We start from the raw sequence: 18,460 nt of genomic DNA, 5'->3' as shown, positions 1-18,460 counted from the left end.
ACCGACTGAACCGACTGACCGGCCTTGCGGTCCCCGTGCGGGGACCGCAAGGCCGTTCCTTTTGCCACGTCCATGTCCTGTCGTTCGCCGTGCATCGGCACGCCGTCTTTAGTAGCTCTTTGTCGATACGGCCACTTTCGGCCGCGTATCGACGCAGAGTGAAATCGTTCGATCTTCGGATGATCGATCGCGTGTCCGAATTGCACGGATTGTTACTCACCAGATCGTGATCTTTCTCTAAAGGAGCACAGGTTTGGTGCCGAAGACCTCTGTGACCTTGAAAGCACGGTCGTTCCGGATTCACCCCCAGAGACCGGATCTGTCCCGCACTCCAGGAGGCCTGGTGTCCGTTCTTCTTGAGCAGCCCGCAAGCCTGGTCGCCTACCGCCCGAACAAGCCGACCGCCATGGTGGTCGTGGCCGACCCCCGCGTCCGCTCCACCGTCACCCGCCATCTGTGGGCGCTCGGTGTGCGCGACGTGATCGAGGCCTCGTCCATCGCGGAGGCTCGTCCCCGCATCGGCAACCCCCGCGACATCTGCGTCGCCGACGTCCACCTGCCCGACGGCAGCGGGCTCACCCTGCTGTCCGAGACCCGTGCCGCGGGCTGGCCCAACGGCCTGGCCCTGTCCGCCGCCGACGACATCGGAGCCGTGCGCAACGCCCTCGCGGGCGGTGTGAAGGGTTATGTCGTCACCGGCACCCGTACCAACGTCGGGCTCCCCACCCGGCCGGGCGCCGCCCCCATCGGTGCCGGCGCCCGTATGCACCGCCGCCCCCCGGGTGCCCCGAGCCACCCGGGCGGATACCGCGAGCTGTCCGGCCGCGAGGTCGAGGTTTTGCGGCTGGTCGCCGAAGGCCAGTCGAACAAGGCGATCGGTGTCTCCATGGGCCTGTCCGCGCTGACCGTCAAGAGCCACCTCGCCCGTATCGCCCGCAAGCTCGGCACGGGCGACCGCGCCGGGATGGTGGCGGTCGCCCTGCGGACCGGAATCATCCACTGACACTGATCACTGACTCGATGATCACTGACGAACGTCCATCGGCGAGCGGCTTCTGACGACCGCTCCGCCACCACTCCTGACCGAGATGACCGACAGAATTCACTGACACGTGTGACGCGTGACCGGTTTACGACCCCAAGGCGCCCGTCGACGGAACGTTCCGTCGGCGGGCGCCGTCCATACACAGATACCCTTGACAGGTGACCGAAGCCCAAGAGACCGCAGCAGACAGCTCACTGCGAACCACCGGAGGCGCTCCTCCGGACGACAACGGATCTTCTGAGGCTCAGGCGCCGATCCCCCTCCTCGAACCCGGTGACGGAATTCCGCCTGTCGTCGCCGACGAGAACGCGCTCGCCGAGGTGATCACCGCGTTCGCCGCGGGCAGCGGCCCCGTCGCCGTCGACGCCGAACGCGCGTCCGGTTACCGCTACGGACAGCGCGCCTACCTGGTTCAGTTGCGCCGCGAGGGCGCCGGCACCGCGCTCGTCGACCCCGTCGCCTGCCCTGACCTGTCGGGCCTCGGCGAGGCGCTCGACGGTGTGGAATGGGTGCTGCACGCCGCCACACAGGACCTGCCCTGTCTCCGCGAGATAGGCATGATTCCCTCCCACCTGTTCGACACCGAGCTGGCCGGACGGCTGGCCGGCTTCCCGCGGGTCGGCCTGGGCGCGATGGTCGAGGGCGTCCTGGGCTTCGTACTCGAAAAGGGCCACTCCGCGGTCGACTGGTCGACCCGGCCCCTGCCCGAGCCCTGGCTGCGGTATGCGGCACTTGACGTCGAACTCCTGGTCGACCTGCGGGACGCGCTGGAGAAGGAGCTGGAACGGCAGGGCAAACTGGAGTGGGCCCGGCAGGAGTTCGACGCGATCGCGTCGGCTCCGCCGGCGGAGCCGCGCAAGGACCCCTGGCGTCGTACGTCCGGCATGCACAAGGTCCGCCGGCGTCGGCAGCTCGCCGTCGTACGCGAACTGTGGGAGACCCGGGACCGGATCGCACAGCGCAGGGACGTATCTCCGGGCAAGGTGCTGTCGGACGCGGCCATCGTCGAAGCCGCGCTCGCCGTGCCGGCCAACGTCCACGCGCTGGCCGCGCTGACCGGGTTCGGGCATCGGATGGGGCGGCGGCAGCTGGAGCAGTGGCAGGCGGCGGTCGATCGCGTCAGGGCGCTCACCGACGCGCAGTTGCCCCAGCCGGGGCAGCCTGTGGTCGGGCCTCCGCCGCCGCGGGCCTGGGCCGACAAGGATCCGGTGGCCGCGGCCCGGTTGTCCGCTGCGCGGACCGGGGTTTCCGCGCTGGCCGAGCGGTTGAACATGCCTCAGGAGAATCTGATCACTCCGGACACGGTGCGAAGGGTCTGCTGGGAGCCGCCTACGCCTGTGGACGCCGGGTCCGTGGCGGTGGCGCTTGCCGGGTACGGGGCTCGGGCCTGGCAGGTGGAGCAGGTGACGCCGGTTCTGGTCGAGGCACTTTCCGCCGAGGCGCCGTAGCGACTCCGTGGTCCCGCGCCCCTGAAAGCAGGGATGTCACCTCGTCGCGCCCTTCATGAAGCCGTTGTAGATGAAGCGCTGCAGGGACAGGAAAGCGACCAGGGTCGGCAGGATGACCAGGACCGCACCCGCCGAGATCGTCTCCCAGTGGGCCGCGAAGGGGCCCTTGAAGCGGAACAGGGACGTCGATATCACGCCAAGATCTTCGGACGGCATGTAGAGGAAGGGGATGTAGAAGTCGTTGTAGACGGTGATCCCCTTCACTATCACCACCGTGGCGATCGCCGGCTTCAGGAGCGGAAAGATGATCTTTCGGTAGATCGTGAAGGCGTTGGCCCCGTCGAGGCGTGCCGACTCGTCCAGGGAGACCGGGATCGACCGGACGAACTGCAGGAAGATGTAGATCGACACGATGTCCGTGCCCATGTAGAGCGCGATCGGCGCCCAGAGGGTGTCGAACATGCCGAAGCTGTTGACGATCTGGAACGTCGCCACCTGAGTCGTGACGCCTGGAACCAGGGTCGCCACCAGGAACAGGGCGATCACCAGCTTCCGGAAGCGGAAGGTGAAGCGGTCGATCGCGTACGCCGTCATCGAGCCGATGAGGACGGTTCCCGCGACGGCGAACAGCAGGATGAAGGCCGTGTTGGCGAACGCGGACAGCATCTCGCCGTCCTGGAACGCCGTCACGTAGTTGTGGAGGTTCAGGAGGTCGCCCGGCAACGAGAGCGCACCGCTGTCGTCCGCCATCTCCTGCTCGGACTTGAGCGAGGTCAGGACGATCACGCCCAGCGGCAGCAGGACGACCACCGTCGCGAGGACCAGGGACAGGTACACGAACGTACGGGCAACCGCTCGGCGCGTCATACGAGGTCCACCCTGTCGTCCGGAACAAGCCGCCGCTGCACCCAGGTCGCGGCGAGCACGATCAGCAGCAGTACGACGGCCGCCGCGGAGGCGAGCCCGGTCTTGTTGAACTGGAACGCCAGCTTCACCGTCTGGATCACGAAGGTCTCGGTGCCGGTCGCCCCGCCGGTCATGATGTACGGGATCTCGAAGACCGACAGCGAGCCCGAGATCGACAGGATCACGGTCAGGCTCAGCACCGGTTTGATGCCCGGCGCGATGATGTACCGGAACTGGTGCCAGCGGTTCGCGCCGTCGAGTTCGGCGGCCTCGTACAACTCCCCCGGGATGGACTGGATGGCGCCCAGGAACAGGACGAAGTTCAGGCCCATGTAGCGCCAGACCGAGACGCCGGCGAGCGAGATGTTGGCCGACGTCGGTGTGCCCAGCCATGCGTGGTCCGTGTGGACGCCGAACACGCTCAGCACCGAGTCGAGGGTGCCGCCGTCCTGGAAGAAGTAGAGGAACACGAAGCCGATCGCGACCCCGTTGATCAGGTAGGGGAAGAACAGCACGCCCTTGAAGAAGTTCCGGAAGCGGACGTTGAAGCTCAGGACCGTCGCGAAGTAGAGAGCGGCGACGATCTGGAGCGCGGAGGCCGCCAGATAGTAGCCGCTGACGAAGAACACCTCGAACAGCTCGGGGCGCGTGAGGAGTTCGGTGTAGTTCTCTGAGCCCGTGTAGTGCAGTTCGGGGCTGACGCCGTCCCAGTCGGTGAAGCTGTACGCGACCATGTTGGCGATCGGCGCGTAGGTGAACGTCAGGAGCAGCGCGAGCGGGGCGATCAGGAACAGCCACGGGGTCATGCCTCGTCCCAGGCGTGCCCCGCGCGGGGGCGGAGGCGGTGCGGGGGTGGCGGGCGGCGGTTCCCTGCGTCGCGCCGCCCGTCGCCCGGCCGTGCCGGCCTCGGTGGTGTCCGTCACCGCGTCCCCACGGACCGCTGCGCCTCGCTCCAGCGTTTGCCGAGGTCTCCGAGGAAGTCGTCGAGGCTGCCCTTGCGGGCGCCTCGGGCCAGGTCGACGAGGTCCTGACGGTAGTCGGGGGCGTAGATGCCGACCTCCGACTCGGTGTCGACGAGCTTGAGCCGCGCGCCCTCGGTGTCGTCGACCTCGATGAACTTCACTCCGGCGTCCTCGTACGGCTGGAGCACCTCGGGCAGCGGGGCATCCTTGAGCGGGGAGATGGCCAGGTTGTCCTCCGCGTAACCGGACTTGTCGGTGAACCAGTCGATCCAGGCGCGGGCCGCCTCCTTGTGCTTGCTGTGGACGTTGACGGCCTGGTTGTAGTCGGGGCCGACAACCGCACAGAATTTGCCGTCCACTTGGGCCGGGAAGGGCATGAACCCGATGTCGGCGGGGTCGACGCCGGCCTTCTTGGCAGCGTCCTGGAACTGGACGATCGCCCAGGTGCCGAGCCACTGGGTGGCTATCTGCCCCTTCGCCAACCGGGGCTTGGACGCCTCCCAGTTGGTGGTCGTCGGGTCCTTCTCGGCGAGTCCGTCGTGCACGATGTCGTACAGCAGGGTGTCGCCGACGCGCAGGTCGGCGCCCTTGGCCCACGGGTCGCTCTCGACCAGTTTCGTCGTCGCCCCGGTGTCGCAGTTGACCGAGCCGTTGACGTACGTCCATGACGTGAGCGGCCACTGGGCGGCGAAGTTGGTGTAGTACGGGTCCGCGTCCGTCCTGGACTTGATCGCCTTCAGTGCGGTGAGGAACTCGGCGGGTGTGGTGGGCCAGTCGGTGATCCCGGCCTTCTGCCAGATCCTCTTGTTGTAGAGGAACCCGGGGGTCACCCCGACCGGACTCTGGCCGTAGACCTTGCCCTCGACGGTGGTGAAGTCGGTGAAGCGGTACTTCTTGGCGCGCTCCGCCTGGGCACCCAGCGAGGCGAAGAAATTCGGATAGTCGCTCTTCTTGATCACCGCGGGGATCAGCAGGACATCGCCGTAGTTCTCCGTATTCATACGGATCTTGACTTCGGCCTCGTAGTTGGTGAGCGCCTCGAACTCGACCTTCACCTTCGGATACGTCATCCGGAACTCGTCGGCGTACTTCTTCATCGTGCCGTCCTGGACGAGATCGGTACGCACGGTGAGGACCTTGATGGTGCCGGCCACTTTTGACGGGTCGTCAGCCGCGCTGGCGTCGGCACCCTTTGAGGTTCCTCCGGCTCCGGTGCAGGCGGAGAGCAGCAGACCGGCGGTGAGGAGTGCGGGAATCGTGCGGCGGTTCATGTGCATCAGCTCCGTTCGGGACGGACGAGCACTACTGGGATGGCTGATTCGGCACTCTGACACCACTTACTGAACCGGTAAAGTCCCTATTTCGCCAAGGGTGCCACCATGTTTTCCGCGCTTCACTCACGCGGAAATAGAACGGTTTAGGAGTGCGCATGCTGGAGGCCACACCGCTCACCGAAAGCTGGACCGTGCGGTACGAGGGGGGCGAACTGCCTGCCACCGTCCCCGGATGTGTGCACACCGACCTGCTGGCGGCCGGGGTGATCCAGGACCCCTTCACCGGCCGGAACGAGACCGAGGTCGCATGGGTGGGGCGACGGGAGTGGACCTACGAGACGGAGATTTCCGCCGCGCCCGCGCGTGAGGCGCGTGAGCGGCACGAGGTTCATGAGCAGACCGATCTCGTCTTCGACGGGCTCGACACCGCCGCCGAGATCCGGCTCGACGGTCAACTCCTGGGCCGGGTGAGGAACATGCACCGCTCGTACCGCTTCGACGTGACCGGTATGACGGGTCGGCTGTCCGTGCGGTTCGCCTCCGCCTACGCGGAGGCCGAGGCGGTACGGGATCGGCTCGGCGAGCGGCCCGGCGCCTATACCGAGCCCTTCCAGTACATCCGGAAGATGGCCTGCTCGTTCGGCTGGGACTGGGGGCCGACTCTCGTCACCGCCGGGATCTGGCGGCCGGCGCGCCTTGAGCACTGGTCGACGGCCCGGATCGCCCGGGTGCGTCCCGAGGTGACGGTCGACGAACACGGCCTGGGGCACGTCAGGCTGGCGGTGGACGTCGAGCGCACCAGAGTCGAGGCCGGGCTCACGCTGGAGGCCCGGGTGAGTGGTGGTGGCCTGTCCGGGGGAGTTGAGGTGGTGGCGCGGGGCGAGGTCGGCGGGACCAGCGGTGCCGTACGGCTGGAAGTGCCGGACGTGGAGCTGTGGTGGCCGCGCGGCTACGGAGAACAGCCACTGTACGAAGTGGAGTTGACGCTCCGTCATGGTGACGTTCGGCTGGACGGCTGGCGGCGACGGGTCGGGTTCCGGACCGTCGGGCTCGACACGTCCGCCGACGCCCACGGGACCGGGTTCGCCCTTGTCGTCAACGGGGAGCGGCTGTTCGCGCGGGGGGTCAACTGGATCCCGGACGACGTGTTCCCGTCCCGGATCACCCGGGAGCGGTACCGGAAGCGGCTCGCGCAGGCGGCCGGTGCCGGTGTGGACCTCGTGCGCGTGTGGGGTGGCGGGATCTACGAGAGCGAGGACTTCTACGACGCCTGCGACGAGTTGGGGCTGCTGGTCTGGCAGGACTTCCCGTTCGCGTGCGCCGCGTATCCCGAGGAGCAGCCGCTGCGGGGTGAGGTCGAGGCGGAGGCCCGGGAGAACGTCGTACGGCTGATGCCGCATCCCTCGCTGGTGCTGTGGAACGGGAACAACGAGAACCTGTGGGGATTCAGGGACTGGGGCTGGGAGCAGCGGCTCGCCGGGGAGTCGTGGGGCGAGGGGTACTACCTGGGCGTACTGCCGCGTTTGGTGGCCGAGTTGGACCCCACACGGCCCTACACGGCCGGCAGCCCCTGGTCCGGGTCCTGGGAGCGGCATCCGAACGATCCGGCGCACGGTACGCACCACTCGTGGGAGGTGTGGAACCGGGCGGACTACGCCGACTACCGGCTCGAAGTCCCCCGTTTCGTGGCCGAGTTCGGGTGGCAGGCGCCGGCCGCGTACGCCACGATGCGGCGCGCCCTGCCGGGCGAGCGGCTCCGCTCCGACTCCCCCGGCATGCTGCACCACCAGAAGGCGGAGGACGGGAACGGGAAGCTGGAGCGCGGGCTCGCCCGGCATTTCGCCTTGCCCGAGGGGGACTTCGACCGGTGGCACTACCTCACCCAGGTCAATCAGGCCCGGGCCGTCGCCGCCGGGATCGAGCACTGGCGTGCGCACTGGCCGGTGTGCGCGGGAACGATCGTGTGGCAGTTCAACGACTGCTGGCCGGTGACGTCCTGGGCGGCGGTCGACGGGGACGGGCGCGAGAAGCCGCTCTACCACGAGCTGCGGCGGCTGTACGCGGACCGGCTGCTCAGCCTGCGAGTGCGGGGGACCGACCTGTTGTTGGCGGTCGTCAACCAGACGGCGGAGCGGTGGACGGGGACGGTCGAACTACGGCGGATGACCGTGGACGGGGGCGTGGTTGCCGGGTCGGTGCGGGTCGCGTTCGCGGCGGAGCGGCGGGCGGTATCCGACGTGCACGTGCCTCGGGAGCTGGCGCCGGTGGGGGCCAAGGAGTTTCTGGTCGCGGACGTCGGCGGGGAAGGGCTGAGGGCACTGTACTTTCCGGCTGCGGACCGTGAAATCCCTTATCCTCGGCCCGAGTTCGACGTGCGTGTCGCCCCCGGGACGGTCACGGTGACTGCTCGTACTCTCGTACGGGATCTGCTGCTGCAGGCGGACCGGCTGGACCCGGGAGCGCGGGCCGATCGTGGGCTGGTGACCCTGCTGCCCGGGGAACAGGTGACCATCGGGGTGCGCGGCTGGGAGACTCCGGATGCCGAGACCGCCCGATCGGCCCTGTACTGCGTGGAGCCCGCCAGATGACGGCATTGCCGACCCCCCGCGTCACCATCAAGGACGTCGCCGCGCGCGCCGGCGTGTCCAAGGGGGCCGTGTCCCTCGCCTTCAACCACAAGCCGGGACTCGCCGAGGCGACCCGGGACCGGATCTTCGCCGCCGCCCGTGAACTGGGCTGGGAGCCGAACCTGACCGCCCGGTCGCTGGCCGGGGCCCGGGTGGACGTGGTGGGGCTCGCGATCTGCCGGCCGGCCCGGCTGCTCGGCCTCGAACCGTTCTACATGGACTTCATCTCGGGTGTGGAGAGCGTCCTGACCGAGCATTCGTGCTCGCTGCTGCTCAGGCTCGTACGGACCCTGGAGGAGGAGGTCGGGCTCCAGGAGTCCTGGTGGAAGGGGCGGCTGATCGGCGGGGCGATCCTGGTGGACCTCCGGGCCGACGATCCCCGGATCCCGGCCGTCGAACGGCTCGGGATGCCCGCGGTCGCGGTGGGGCATCCGTCGCTCACCGGCGGGCTCACCTCCGTGTGGACCGACGACGCCACCGCTGTGACGGAGGCGGTGCGGTATCTGGCGGCGCTCGGGCATCGGCGGATCGCCCGGGTGGGGGGTGCGGCGGCACTCGGGCACACGGGTATCCGTACGGTCGCCTTCGACGAGGCCGCGCGGGGCCTTGGGCTGGCCGGGGCATGGCAGGTGGCGACCGACTTCTCCGGGGACGCGGGGGCTCGGGCCACCCGGTCGCTGCTGTCCGCCTCGGTGGCGGACCGGCCCACGGCGATCCTGTACGACAACGACATCATGGCGGTGGCGAGTCTGTCCGTGGCCGCGGAGATGGGGCTCGACGTTCCCGGGGACGTGTCGTTGCTGGCCTGGGACGATTCGCAGTTGTGCCGGTTGACCCGGCCCACGCTGTCGGCGATGAGTCACGATGTGCACGGGTTCGGGGCGGACGTCGCGCGAACGCTGTTCGGGGTGATCGCCGGGGGCGGGAGTGGGTCGCATCCGGTGGCTACGCCCGTTCTCACCCCCCGGGGGTCCACTGCTCCGCCCCGCGGGTGAGAGCTTCCGTCGTCTGCGGGCGGCGGGCCGGACATGGCTTGTCGGGGTCCGCGACGGAGCCGTACACCGAAACAGCCCGCGCCCTTTGGGCGGGCGGATGTAACCGGCGGTAACATGCGAAAGACGTGTGACGTTCGCCGCTCCCCCGCCCAGGGGTGTGCAGCACAGTTACTCGCAAGTAGCATAGGGCTGAGCGCCCGCTCAGCGGTTGCGTATGCAGCAGTGCCGTCCCGCACCTCTGGAGGAGAGCCATCGTGCCTCGTACCGTCAGGGACGTCGTCTTCGTCGACGGCGTCCGCACCCCGTTCGGCAAGGCGGGCCCGAAGGGCATCTACCACGAGACCCGCGCCGACGACCTCGTCGTGAAGGCGATCCGGGAGCTGCTGCGCCGCAACCCGGGTCTCGACCCGAAGAAGATCGACGAGGTCGCCATCGCCGCGACCACGCAGATCGGCGACCAGGGGCTCACGCTCGGTCGCACGGCGGGCATTCTCGCCGGTCTTCCGCAGTCCGTTCCGGGCTACTCCATCGACCGGATGTGTGCCGGTGCGCTGACCGCCGTCACCACCACCGCCGGTTCGATCGCCTTCGGCGCCTACGACGCCGTCATCGCCGGTGGCGTCGAGCACATGGGCCGTCACCCCATGGGCGAGGGCGTCGACCCGAACCCGCGGTTCGTGAGCGAGAAGCTCGTCGACGAGTCGGCCCTGTTCATGGGCATGACCGCCGAGAACCTGCACGACCGTTACCCGCACATCACCAAGCTGCGCGCCGACGAGTACGCCGTGCGCTCGCAGGAGAAGGCCGCCAAGGCGTACGCCAACGGCAGGATCCAGCAGGACCTGGTGCCGATCTCCGTACGCAACACCAACAGCGAGGTCGGCGAGACCGGCTGGGGTCTGGTGACCTCCGACGAGCCGATGCGGCCGGGAACCACCCTGGAGAACCTGAGCGGGCTGAAGACGCCGTTCCGTGTGCACGGGCGCGTCACCGCCGGTAACGCGGCCGGTCTGAACGACGGTGCCACCGCGTCGATCATCGCGTCCGAGGACTTCGCGCGCGAGAACAACCTGCCCGTGAGGATGCGCCTCGTCTCGTACGCCTTCGCCGGCGTCGAGCCCGAGGTGATGGGCTACGGGCCGATCCCGGCGACCGAGAAAGCCCTCGCCAAGGCGGGCCTCGGCATCGGTGACATCGGTCTGTTCGAGGTCAACGAGGCCTTCGCCGTCCAGGTGCTGGCCTTCCTCGACCACTACGGCATCGCGGACGACGACGCGCGCGTCAACCAGTACGGCGGCGCCATCGCCTTCGGTCACCCGCTCGCCTCCTCCGGCGTCCGTCTGATGACGCAGCTGGCCCGCCAGTTCGAGGAACAGCCGAACGTCCGCTTCGGCCTGACCACCATGTGCGTCGGCTTCGGTATGGGCGCGACGGTCATCTGGGAGAACCCGCACTTCGAGAACGCTGCCGGAGGCGACAAGTGAGCACCACCGAACTTCTCAAGGGCGCGGCCGAGCTGTTCCCCGACGAGGTCGTGACGTCCGCGCACGTACGCCACCTCGACCTGCCGTTCGGCGCCGGCCGGTTCGCGCTGATCACCCTCGACAACGGCTTCGACCACACCAAGCCGACCACCTTCGGTCCGGCCTCGCTGGCGAACCTGAGCATCGCCATCGACCAGGTCGAGAAGGAGGCGTCGGCCGGCGAGATCGTCGGTGCCGGTGTCACCGGCAAGCCGTTCATCTTCGCGGTCGGCGCGGACCTCAAGGGCGTCGAGCTCCTGAAGAACCACTCCGACGCGCTCGCCATCGGCAAGGGCGGCCACGAGGTCTTCAAGCGGCTGTCCGGGCTCGCGGTCCCGACCTTCGCCTACTACAACGGTGCCGCCATGGGCGGTGGCGTCGAGGTCGGCCTGCACTGCCGGTACCGGACCGTGTCGAAGGCCATCGCCGCCTTCTCCCTCCCCGAGGTCTTCCTGGGCCTGGTCCCGGGCTGGGGCGGCTGCACGATCCTGCCGAACCTCATCGGCGCGGACCGTGCGGTGAGCGTGATCATCGAGAACTCGCTCAACCAGAACAAGCAGCTCAAGGGCCAGCAGGTCCTCGACCTGGGCATCGCCGACGCGTTGTTCGAGGGCGCGGACTTCCTGGAGCAGTCGCTGCTCTGGACGGCTTCCGTCCTGAAGGGCGACGTCAGGGTCGAGCGTCCGGCCGTCGACCGCGGCGAGGCCTGGGACCAGGCGGTCGCCAGGGGCCGCTTCATCGCGGACAGCAAGGTGCACGGGGCGGCTCCGGCTGCGTACCGCGCTCTCGACATCATCGCCGCGGCCAAGAACGGCGACCTCCAGCAGGGGTACGACGCCGAGGACGTGGCCCTCGCCGACCTGATCATGGGCGGCGAACTCCGGTCCGGCATCTACGCGTTCAACCTCGTCCAGAAGCGCGGCAAGCGGCCGGCGGGCGCGCCCGACAAGTCGCTGGCCCGTCCGGTCACCAAGGTGGGCGTTGTCGGGGCCGGTCTGATGGCCTCGCAGCTCGCACTGCTGTTCCTGCGCCGCCTTGAGGTGCCGGTCGTGCTGACCGACATCGACCAGGAGCGCGTCGACAAGGGTGTGGGCTATGTCCACGCCGAGATCGACAAGCTGCTCGGCAAGGGCCGTGTCAACCAGGACAAGGCCAACCGCCTCAAGGCTCTGGTCACCGGTGTCCTGGACAAGGCGGAGGGCTTCTCCGACGCGGACTTCATCATCGAGGCCGTCTTCGAGGAGATCGGCGTCAAGCAGCAGGTGTTCGCGGAGGTCGAGGCGGTCGCCCCGGCGCACGCGATCCTCGCGACGAACACGTCGTCCCTGTCCGTGACGGAGATGGCGTCGAAGCTCAAGAACCCCGAGCGGGTCGTGGGCTTCCACTTCTTCAACCCGGTCGCGATCCTGCCGCTGCTGGAGATCGTGCGCGGCGAGCAGACCGACGACGCCTCGCTGGCCACGGCGTTCGGTGTCGCCAAGAAGCTGAAGAAGACCGCGGTACTGGTGAAGGACGCCCCCGCGTTCGTCGTCAACCGCATCCTCACCCGCTTCATGGGCGAGATCCAGAACGTGATCGACGAGGGTACGTCGGTCGCGGTCGCGGAGAAGGCGGTCGAGCCGCTGGGGCTGCCGATGTCGCCGCTGGTACTGCTTGAGCTGGTCGGTCCGGCGATCGGTCTGCATGTGTCGGAGACGCTGAACCGGGCGTTCCCGGACCGCTTCACGGTCTCCCCGAACCTCGCCGCCGTCGTCAAGGCCGGCAAGCGCGGCTTCTACGTGTACGACAGCGGGAAGCCCGAGTTGGACCCCGAGGTCGCCGCGCTGCTGAAGCAGGGCGACGTCGCCCTGAGCGAGGAGCAGGTACGGGACCGGGTGCTCGACGCGGTCGCCCAGGAGATCGGGCTCATGCTCGACGAGGGTGTCGTGGCCGAGGCGCAGGACATCGACCTGTGCCTGATCACGGGTGCGGGGTGGCCCTTCCACCTGGGCGGGATCACGCCGTACCTGGACCGTGAGGGTGTCTCCGAGCGGGTCAACGGCAAGCGGTTCCTGGAGTCCGGGGTGGCTTCCGTCCCGGCGTAACGGTTCGTTCTGTCCGCCGAGTGCCCCGCATGCCGTGGTGGTGTGCGGGGCACTCGGTTTTTCGCCCCCGCCGCCCCTGCCCGTCCCATCCCGTTCCTGGGGGCTGCGCCCCAGACCCCGCCACGGCCCTGAACGGGCCTTGTCCTCGAACGCCGGACAGGCTGCGATACCGGGCCTGGGCTGAAGAAGCGGTGGACACAGGCGGGTGGGAAAGAGGCTCGGGCCGAACCGGCCTCGTACTCGAACGCCGCACGGGCCGGGCGGGTGGGAAGCACGGTCTGGGCGGCATCGGCCTTACTTGTCAGACGCCGGACGAGTTGGCCGTACCCGGACCTGGTGGGAAGCACGGCCCCGGCACAGCCACCCTCACACCACCCCCCACGCCTCCAGCGCCAACCCCGGCTCCCGCTTCCGCCGGGCCACCCTCAGCTCCCCGCCCCCAGGCACCACCGTCGCCGCGACCACTCTGCCGTCCGCGTCCTCCGTCAGCGACAACCGTGCGTCCAGCGGGAGTTGGGGGCCCGACTCGGTCCACCACGCCCCGGCCGACTCCTGTTCCGTCGGATACGCGGCGAACGCCACCCGCCCGCTCGCCGAGCGCTGCGCGAGCAACGTGCAGTCGGCCTCGTCCAGGGTGCAGCGGATCACCGACACCGGACCAGGCCCCGCGCCCGGCAGCAGTTCCACCGGCTCGCTGCCGGGGCGCCACGCACACACCGTGTCCGTCTCGTCCGTGTAGAACAGCGTCACGTGGTCCTCGGACGTGACCAGTGCCCGCAGGCTCCCGCTACGGGCCGTCACCTTCAGCGGGGTCTCGTCCAGTTCCGGGATCCAGCCGGGGCCGCCCTGCGTCCAGCGCAGGATGCCGTGGGGCGAGTTGCCGTACACCTCGACGCGTCCGGACGTACGCGTGACGGCCGTCAACTGCTCCTCCACCTCATGGCCCTTGAGGTCGCGCCAGGGGCCCCAGCCGCCGCGCTCCTTCTGGCCGCGCATGCTGACACCGCCCACCGCGTTCCGTACGAACACATGAGCGCGGCCCTCCGCGTCGACGGCGACCGCCGGTACGCCGGTCCGGTCGCCCTTCTGGTTCGGGTGGCCGAGAGGCGTCCAGTCGAGGGCCGCGAGGGCGGGGCGGAAGTGTGTCGTGTGGACGAGGCCCGCCTCGCCCTTCACCGTGGGCCGCCAGGTCGCCAAGTGGGCGTACTGGTCGGCGCCTTGGCCCACGCCGAGCATGGGGTGCACGCGCTGGTCGCCGCCGATGCGCCTGGGTTCGAGCCAGGGCCCGCCGGGCCGGGACTCCGCGCGGCAGACGATCGCGTCTCCCACGGCGTCGTACGTGCTCAGCCGGCCGTCGCGACCCCGTATGAGCCAGTCGCCATTGACCGACTCGGGACGCCCCGCGGCCGTGGTCGCGGAAGGAGGAACAATGGGCACTGGACTACTTTAGTGTGCTCCTACCTTGGCCGCGCCTCCCGGCCCCCTTATCCGGTACCTCCGATTCCGGTGCCGCGTGCCACCCTGGTCCCATGGACACCCCACTGCTCGTGATCGTCGACGCCGCGAATGTCGTCGGCTCGGTTCCCGACGGCTGGTGGCGGGACCGGCGCGGGGCGGCGGAGCGCCTCCGGGACCGGCTGTTGGCGTACGCGGCGGACGGGTTGCCGGGGCGGGCGGGACCCCTGGAGATCGTCCTCGTGGTCGAGGGCGCGGCCCGGGGTGTGGCTTCGGTTCCGGGGGTACGGGTCGAGTCGGCGCCCGGCAGTGGGGACGACCGGATGGTCGAGCTGGTCGCCGGGGCCGGGGAGCGGGACATCCTCGTCGTCACCGCTGATCGTGAACTGCGCCGCAGGGTAGGGAAGTTGGGCGCCGAGGTCGCCGGGCCCCGTACGGTACGGAACGACTAGCGCTGCGTAGCGGACGAGCCCGGCAGTCAACTTCGGCGCCTGGTCGGGTCAGTTGGTGTCGGTCGGCGGTTTCAGCGCCTGGCCCCCCGTCGCCTCCTGGCGTCCGAGGCGGCTGTGGGAACGGCCGTACATGAAGTACAGGAGGAAGCCGAGCGCCATCCAGAGGCCGAACCGGAGCCAGGTCTCGGCAGGCAGGTTCAGCATCAGCCAGAACGAGGCGAGCACCGACAGGATCGGGATGAACGGCACCCACGGGGTGCGGAAGGCCCGGGGCAGGTCGGGGCGGGACCTGCGGAGGATGATCACGCCGATCGCGACGACCACGAAGGCGAACAGTGTGCCGATGTTCACCAGTTCGGCGAGTTCGCTCAGCGGGGTGAAGCCGGCGACGATCGCGATGATCACGCCCAGCAGGATCGTCGGCCGGTGCGGGGTCCTGAACCGCGGGTGGACGTGGGAGAAGAAGCGGGGCAGCAGGCCGTCGCGGCTCATCGCGAAGAAGACGCGGGTCTGGCCCAGCAACAGGATCATGCAGACCGTCGTGAGGCCGACGGCGGCGCCGAAGCTGATGAAGCCCGCGAACCACGGGTGCCCGGTGGCCTTGAAGGCGTCGGCGAGCGGCGCGGTGATGGACAGCTCGGTGTAGTGCTGCATGCCGGTCACCACGATCGACACCGCGACATAGAGGGCGGTGCAGATGACGAGGGAGCCGATGATGCCCCGGGGCATGTCCCGCTGCGGGTTCCTGGTCTCCTCGGCGGCCGTGGCCACCACGTCGAAGCCGATGAAGGCGAAGAAGACGACGGAAGCCGCGGTGAAGACGCCCATCACCCCGAAGTTCGAGGGCGCCCAGCCGAACATCAGCTGGATGAGCGGCGACTGGAGGCTGTCACCGGCCGGCACCTCCTGCGCCTTCGGGATGAACGGGTCGTAGTTGTCGCCCTTGACGAAGAAGGCGCCCGCGATGATCACGGTCAGGACGACCGTCACCTTTACGGCGACGACGATCGAGGTGACGCGCGCGGAGAGCTTCGTGCCGAGCACGAGGATGCCGGTCAGCACCAGCACCAGCGCGGCGGCGAGGATGTCGAATCCGAAGCCGTCGGCCCCGTCCCTGCCGCCGAGCGCCTCCGGAAGATGCCAGCCCGCGTTGTCGAGGAGCGAGGCGATGTAGCCGGACCAGCCGACGGCGACCACCGCCGTGCCGAGCGCGAACTCCAGCACCAGGTCCCAGCCGATGATCCAGGCGGGCAGCTCACCGAGCGAAGCGTACGAGAACGTGTACGCGGACCCGGCCACCGGGACGGTGGACGCGAACTCGGCGTAGCACAGGGCCGCGAGGGCGCAGACGACCCCGGCGACCGCGAAGGCCAGGGCGACGGCCGGTCCCGCGTTGTTCCTGGCGACCGTGCCGGTGAGGACGAAGATGCCCGTGCCGATGATGACGCCGACGCCGAAGACCGTCAGATCCAGCGCGGACAGGGATTTCTTGAGCGCGTGCTCTGGTTCCTCGGTGTCGAGGATGGACTGCTCGACCTTCTTCGTCCTGAAGAGGGTGCTGCTCACGGGCGTACCTCCCACGCTGTGTCGTCCCGGACATGATCGGGAGGGGGCGTGGTGCGTATGCCCTGACACCTGGGATTTCACGCCAATGGGCCGGTTTCCCCACCGTAAAGGGTGGGGAAACCGGCCCATTGGGGCTACTGCGCGAGTCAGTCGCGGGCGGGCTCCACAGAGTCGACCTCGGCGCTCTCGAACCGTCCGTCGATCCTGGAGACAAGCCCGGTGACCTGGCGGGCGATGTCGGGTGCGGTCAGGCCGATCTCCGCCATGACCTCGGCCCGCGAGGCGTGGTCGAGGAAGCGCGGCGGGATACCGAAGTCACGCAGCGGTACGTCGACCCCCGCGTCCCGCAGGGCCTGCGCGACGGCCGAACCGACGCCGCCCACCCGGGAGTTGTCCTCGACGGTGACGACCACGCGGTGCCTCTCGGCGAGCGGCGCCATGGCCTCGTCGACGGGCTTGACCCAGCGCGGGTCGACGACGGTGGTGGAGATGCCCTGCTGGTCGAGCAGCCCGGCGATCTCCAGGCACATGGGCGCCAGCGCGCCCACGGAGACGAGGAGGACGTCCGGGGTGTCGGTGCCGGGCTCGCGCAGCACGTCCATGCCGCCGACGCGTCCCACCGCGGGTACGGCGGGGCCGACGGCGCCCTTCGAGAAGCGGACGACGGTCGGCGCGTCGTCGACCTCGACCGCCTCGCGGAGCTGGGCGCGGACCTGGTCGGCGTCACGCGGCGCGGCGAGCCTGAGGCCCGGTACGACCTGGAGGATCGACATGTCCCACATGCCGTTGTGGGAGGCGCCGTCGGTGCCGGTGATGCCGGCCCGGTCCAGCACGAACGTCACGCCGCACCTGTGCAGCGCCACGTCCATGAGGACCTGGTCGAAGGCCCGGTTCAGGAAGGTGGCGTACACCGCGAAGACGGGGTGCACTCCCCCGGTGGCGAGGCCGGCCGCGGACACGGCGCCGTGCTGCTCGGCGATGCCGACGTCGTAGATGCGGTCGGGGAAGGCGTCCGCGAACTTCTTCAGACCCACGGGCTGGAGCATCGCGGCCGTGATCGCGACGATGTCCTCGCGCTCCTGGCCCAGCTTGACCATCTCGTCGCCGAAGACGGAGGTCCAGTCCGCGCCCGAGGCCTTGACCGGCAGACCCGTGTCGGGGTGGATGGGGCCGATTCCGTGGAAGCGGTCGGCCTCGTCCTGGAGGGCGGGCTGGTAGCCGCGGCCCTTCTCGGTGAGGCAGTGCACGATGACCGGCCCGCCGAAGCGCTTGGCGCGGGCGAGCGCGGACTCCAGGGCCTCGATGTCGTGACCGTCGATGGGGCCCACGTACTTGAGCCCGAGGTCCTCGAACATGCCCTGCGGGGCGATGAAGTCCTTGAGGCCCTTCTTGGCGCCGTGCAGGGTCCCGTACAGCGGCCTGCCGACGACCGGGGTCCGCTCCAGCAGGTCCTTGCCCCGGGCGAGGAACCGCTCGTAGCCGTCCGTCGTGCGCAGGGTGGCCAGGTGGTTGGCGAGGCCGCCGATGGTCGGTGCGTACGAGCGCTCGTTGTCGTTGACGACGATGACCAGCGGGCGGTCCTTGGCGTCGGCGATGTTGTTCAGCGCCTCCCAGGCCATACCGCCGGTGAGCGCGCCGTCACCGATCACGGCGACCACGTGGTCGTCGCGACGCAGCACCTGGTTGGACTTGGCGAGACCGTCGGCCCAGCCCAGGACCGTCGAGGCGTGCGAGTTCTCGATGATGTCGTGGTCGGACTCGGCCTGCGAGGGATAGCCCGACAGGCCGCCCTTCATCTTCAGCTTCGAGAAGTCCTGGCGGCCGGTGAGCAGCTTGTGGACGTAGGACTGGTGGCCCGTGTCCCACAGCACCTTGTCCTTCGGCGAGTCGAAGACCCGGTGCAGCGCGATGGTCAGCTCGACGACACCGAGGTTGGGGCCGAGGTGGCCGCCGGTCTTGGATACCGCGTCGACGAGGAAGGTCCGGATCTCCTCGGCCAGCTGGTCCAGCTGCTCCAGGCTGAGCCGGTCAAGATCGCGCGGTCCCCTGATGCGGGTCAGCAGCGGCACCCGTGCCTCCTTGCAGTAGAGCTGATCGAGCTTTCGCCGGGCGTGTCGAGTCTA

General features: G+C 69.1%; 13 protein-coding genes. 7 read left to right on the top strand and 6 right to left on the bottom strand.

What is annotated here, in order from left to right:
• The first annotated feature begins 343 nt into the window (after window positions 1-343).
• Both RB628_RS20665 and RB628_RS20660 read left to right on the top strand, forming a co-directional pair.
• Window positions 344-1,003: a response regulator transcription factor gene (locus RB628_RS20665; protein ID WP_318321975.1), complete on the top strand. Its 660-nt coding sequence runs from the start codon at window positions 344-346 to the stop codon at window positions 1,001-1,003.
• 200 nt (window positions 1,004-1,203) lie between these two features.
• Window positions 1,204-2,493, top strand: a complete 1,290-nt coding sequence (locus tag RB628_RS20660) for a ribonuclease D (RefSeq protein ID WP_318321974.1) — start codon at window positions 1,204-1,206, stop codon at window positions 2,491-2,493.
• A 36-nt stretch (window positions 2,494-2,529) separates the two neighbouring features.
• Here RB628_RS20660 and RB628_RS20655 read toward each other — a convergent pair whose 3' ends face one another.
• Genes RB628_RS20655 through RB628_RS20645 form a run of 3 tightly spaced genes read right to left on the bottom strand, consistent with a single transcriptional unit; the run spans window position 2,530 to window position 5,632 of the window.
• Window positions 2,530-3,360: a carbohydrate ABC transporter permease gene (locus RB628_RS20655; protein WP_318321973.1), complete on the bottom strand. Its 831-nt coding sequence runs from the start codon at window positions 3,358-3,360 to the stop codon at window positions 2,530-2,532.
• Window positions 3,357-4,322 (bottom strand): carbohydrate ABC transporter permease, encoded by a 966-nt coding sequence (locus RB628_RS20650; protein ID WP_412180693.1) that lies wholly within the window; start codon window positions 4,320-4,322, stop codon window positions 3,357-3,359. Before RB628_RS20650 ends, RB628_RS20655 begins: the two co-directional genes overlap by 4 nt.
• A complete protein-coding gene (locus tag RB628_RS20645) occupies window positions 4,319-5,632 on the bottom strand; it encodes an ABC transporter substrate-binding protein (protein WP_318321972.1) in 1,314 nt (437 codons plus the stop codon). Before RB628_RS20645 ends, RB628_RS20650 begins: the two co-directional genes overlap by 4 nt.
• A 158-nt stretch (window positions 5,633-5,790) precedes the next feature.
• Here RB628_RS20645 and RB628_RS20640 point away from each other — a divergent pair, with 158 nt between their 5' ends.
• From RB628_RS20640 to RB628_RS20625, 4 genes are all read left to right on the top strand, one after another.
• A complete protein-coding gene (locus RB628_RS20640; RefSeq protein ID WP_318321971.1) occupies window positions 5,791-8,223 on the top strand; it encodes a glycosyl hydrolase 2 galactose-binding domain-containing protein in 2,433 nt (810 codons plus the stop codon).
• Complete coding sequence (locus RB628_RS20635; protein WP_318321970.1) at window positions 8,220-9,257, top strand: LacI family DNA-binding transcriptional regulator; 1,038 nt, start codon at window positions 8,220-8,222, stop codon at window positions 9,255-9,257. The genes RB628_RS20640 and RB628_RS20635 overlap by 4 nt, the downstream gene beginning before the upstream one ends.
• 254 nt (window positions 9,258-9,511) lie before the next feature.
• The gene (locus RB628_RS20630) at window positions 9,512-10,741 is read left to right on the top strand and encodes an acetyl-CoA C-acyltransferase (RefSeq protein WP_318321969.1); all 1,230 of its coding nucleotides are present in this window, start codon (window positions 9,512-9,514) and stop codon (window positions 10,739-10,741) included.
• Complete coding sequence (locus tag RB628_RS20625; RefSeq protein WP_318321968.1) at window positions 10,738-12,864, top strand: 3-hydroxyacyl-CoA dehydrogenase NAD-binding domain-containing protein; 2,127 nt, start codon at window positions 10,738-10,740, stop codon at window positions 12,862-12,864. The genes RB628_RS20630 and RB628_RS20625 overlap by 4 nt, the downstream gene beginning before the upstream one ends.
• A 366-nt stretch (window positions 12,865-13,230) precedes the next feature.
• Here the strand turns inward: RB628_RS20625 and RB628_RS20620 are convergent, their stop codons facing one another.
• Window positions 13,231-14,301 (bottom strand): hypothetical protein, encoded by a 1,071-nt coding sequence (locus tag RB628_RS20620; protein ID WP_318321967.1) that lies wholly within the window; start codon window positions 14,299-14,301, stop codon window positions 13,231-13,233.
• Between the two features lie 92 nt (window positions 14,302-14,393).
• On the opposite strand from RB628_RS20620, the gene RB628_RS20615 reads away from it, so the two are divergent.
• Window positions 14,394-14,771 carry an NTP pyrophosphohydrolase gene (locus tag RB628_RS20615; RefSeq protein WP_318321966.1) on the top strand — a complete coding sequence of 126 codons (378 nt, stop codon included), beginning with the start codon at window positions 14,394-14,396 and terminating at the stop codon, window positions 14,769-14,771.
• A gap of 48 nt (window positions 14,772-14,819) precedes the next feature.
• Here RB628_RS20615 and RB628_RS20610 read toward each other — a convergent pair whose 3' ends face one another.
• Both RB628_RS20610 and dxs read right to left on the bottom strand, forming a co-directional pair.
• Window positions 14,820-16,337 carry an amino acid permease gene (locus tag RB628_RS20610; protein ID WP_318321965.1) on the bottom strand — a complete coding sequence of 506 codons (1,518 nt, stop codon included), beginning with the start codon at window positions 16,335-16,337 and terminating at the stop codon, window positions 14,820-14,822.
• Between the two features lie 146 nt (window positions 16,338-16,483).
• Entirely contained in the window at window positions 16,484-18,406 is a 1,923-nt protein-coding gene (gene dxs, locus RB628_RS20605; protein ID WP_318321964.1) for a 1-deoxy-D-xylulose-5-phosphate synthase, read from the bottom strand.
• Window positions 18,407-18,460 lie beyond the last annotated feature (54 nt).

The organism is Streptomyces sp. ADMS, assembly GCF_033441795.1.
GTDB lineage: Bacteria > Actinomycetota > Actinomycetes > Streptomycetales > Streptomycetaceae > Streptomyces.
The sequence above is the reverse complement of the archived record's forward strand: the minus strand, read 5'-3'. Positions and strand labels throughout refer to the sequence as shown.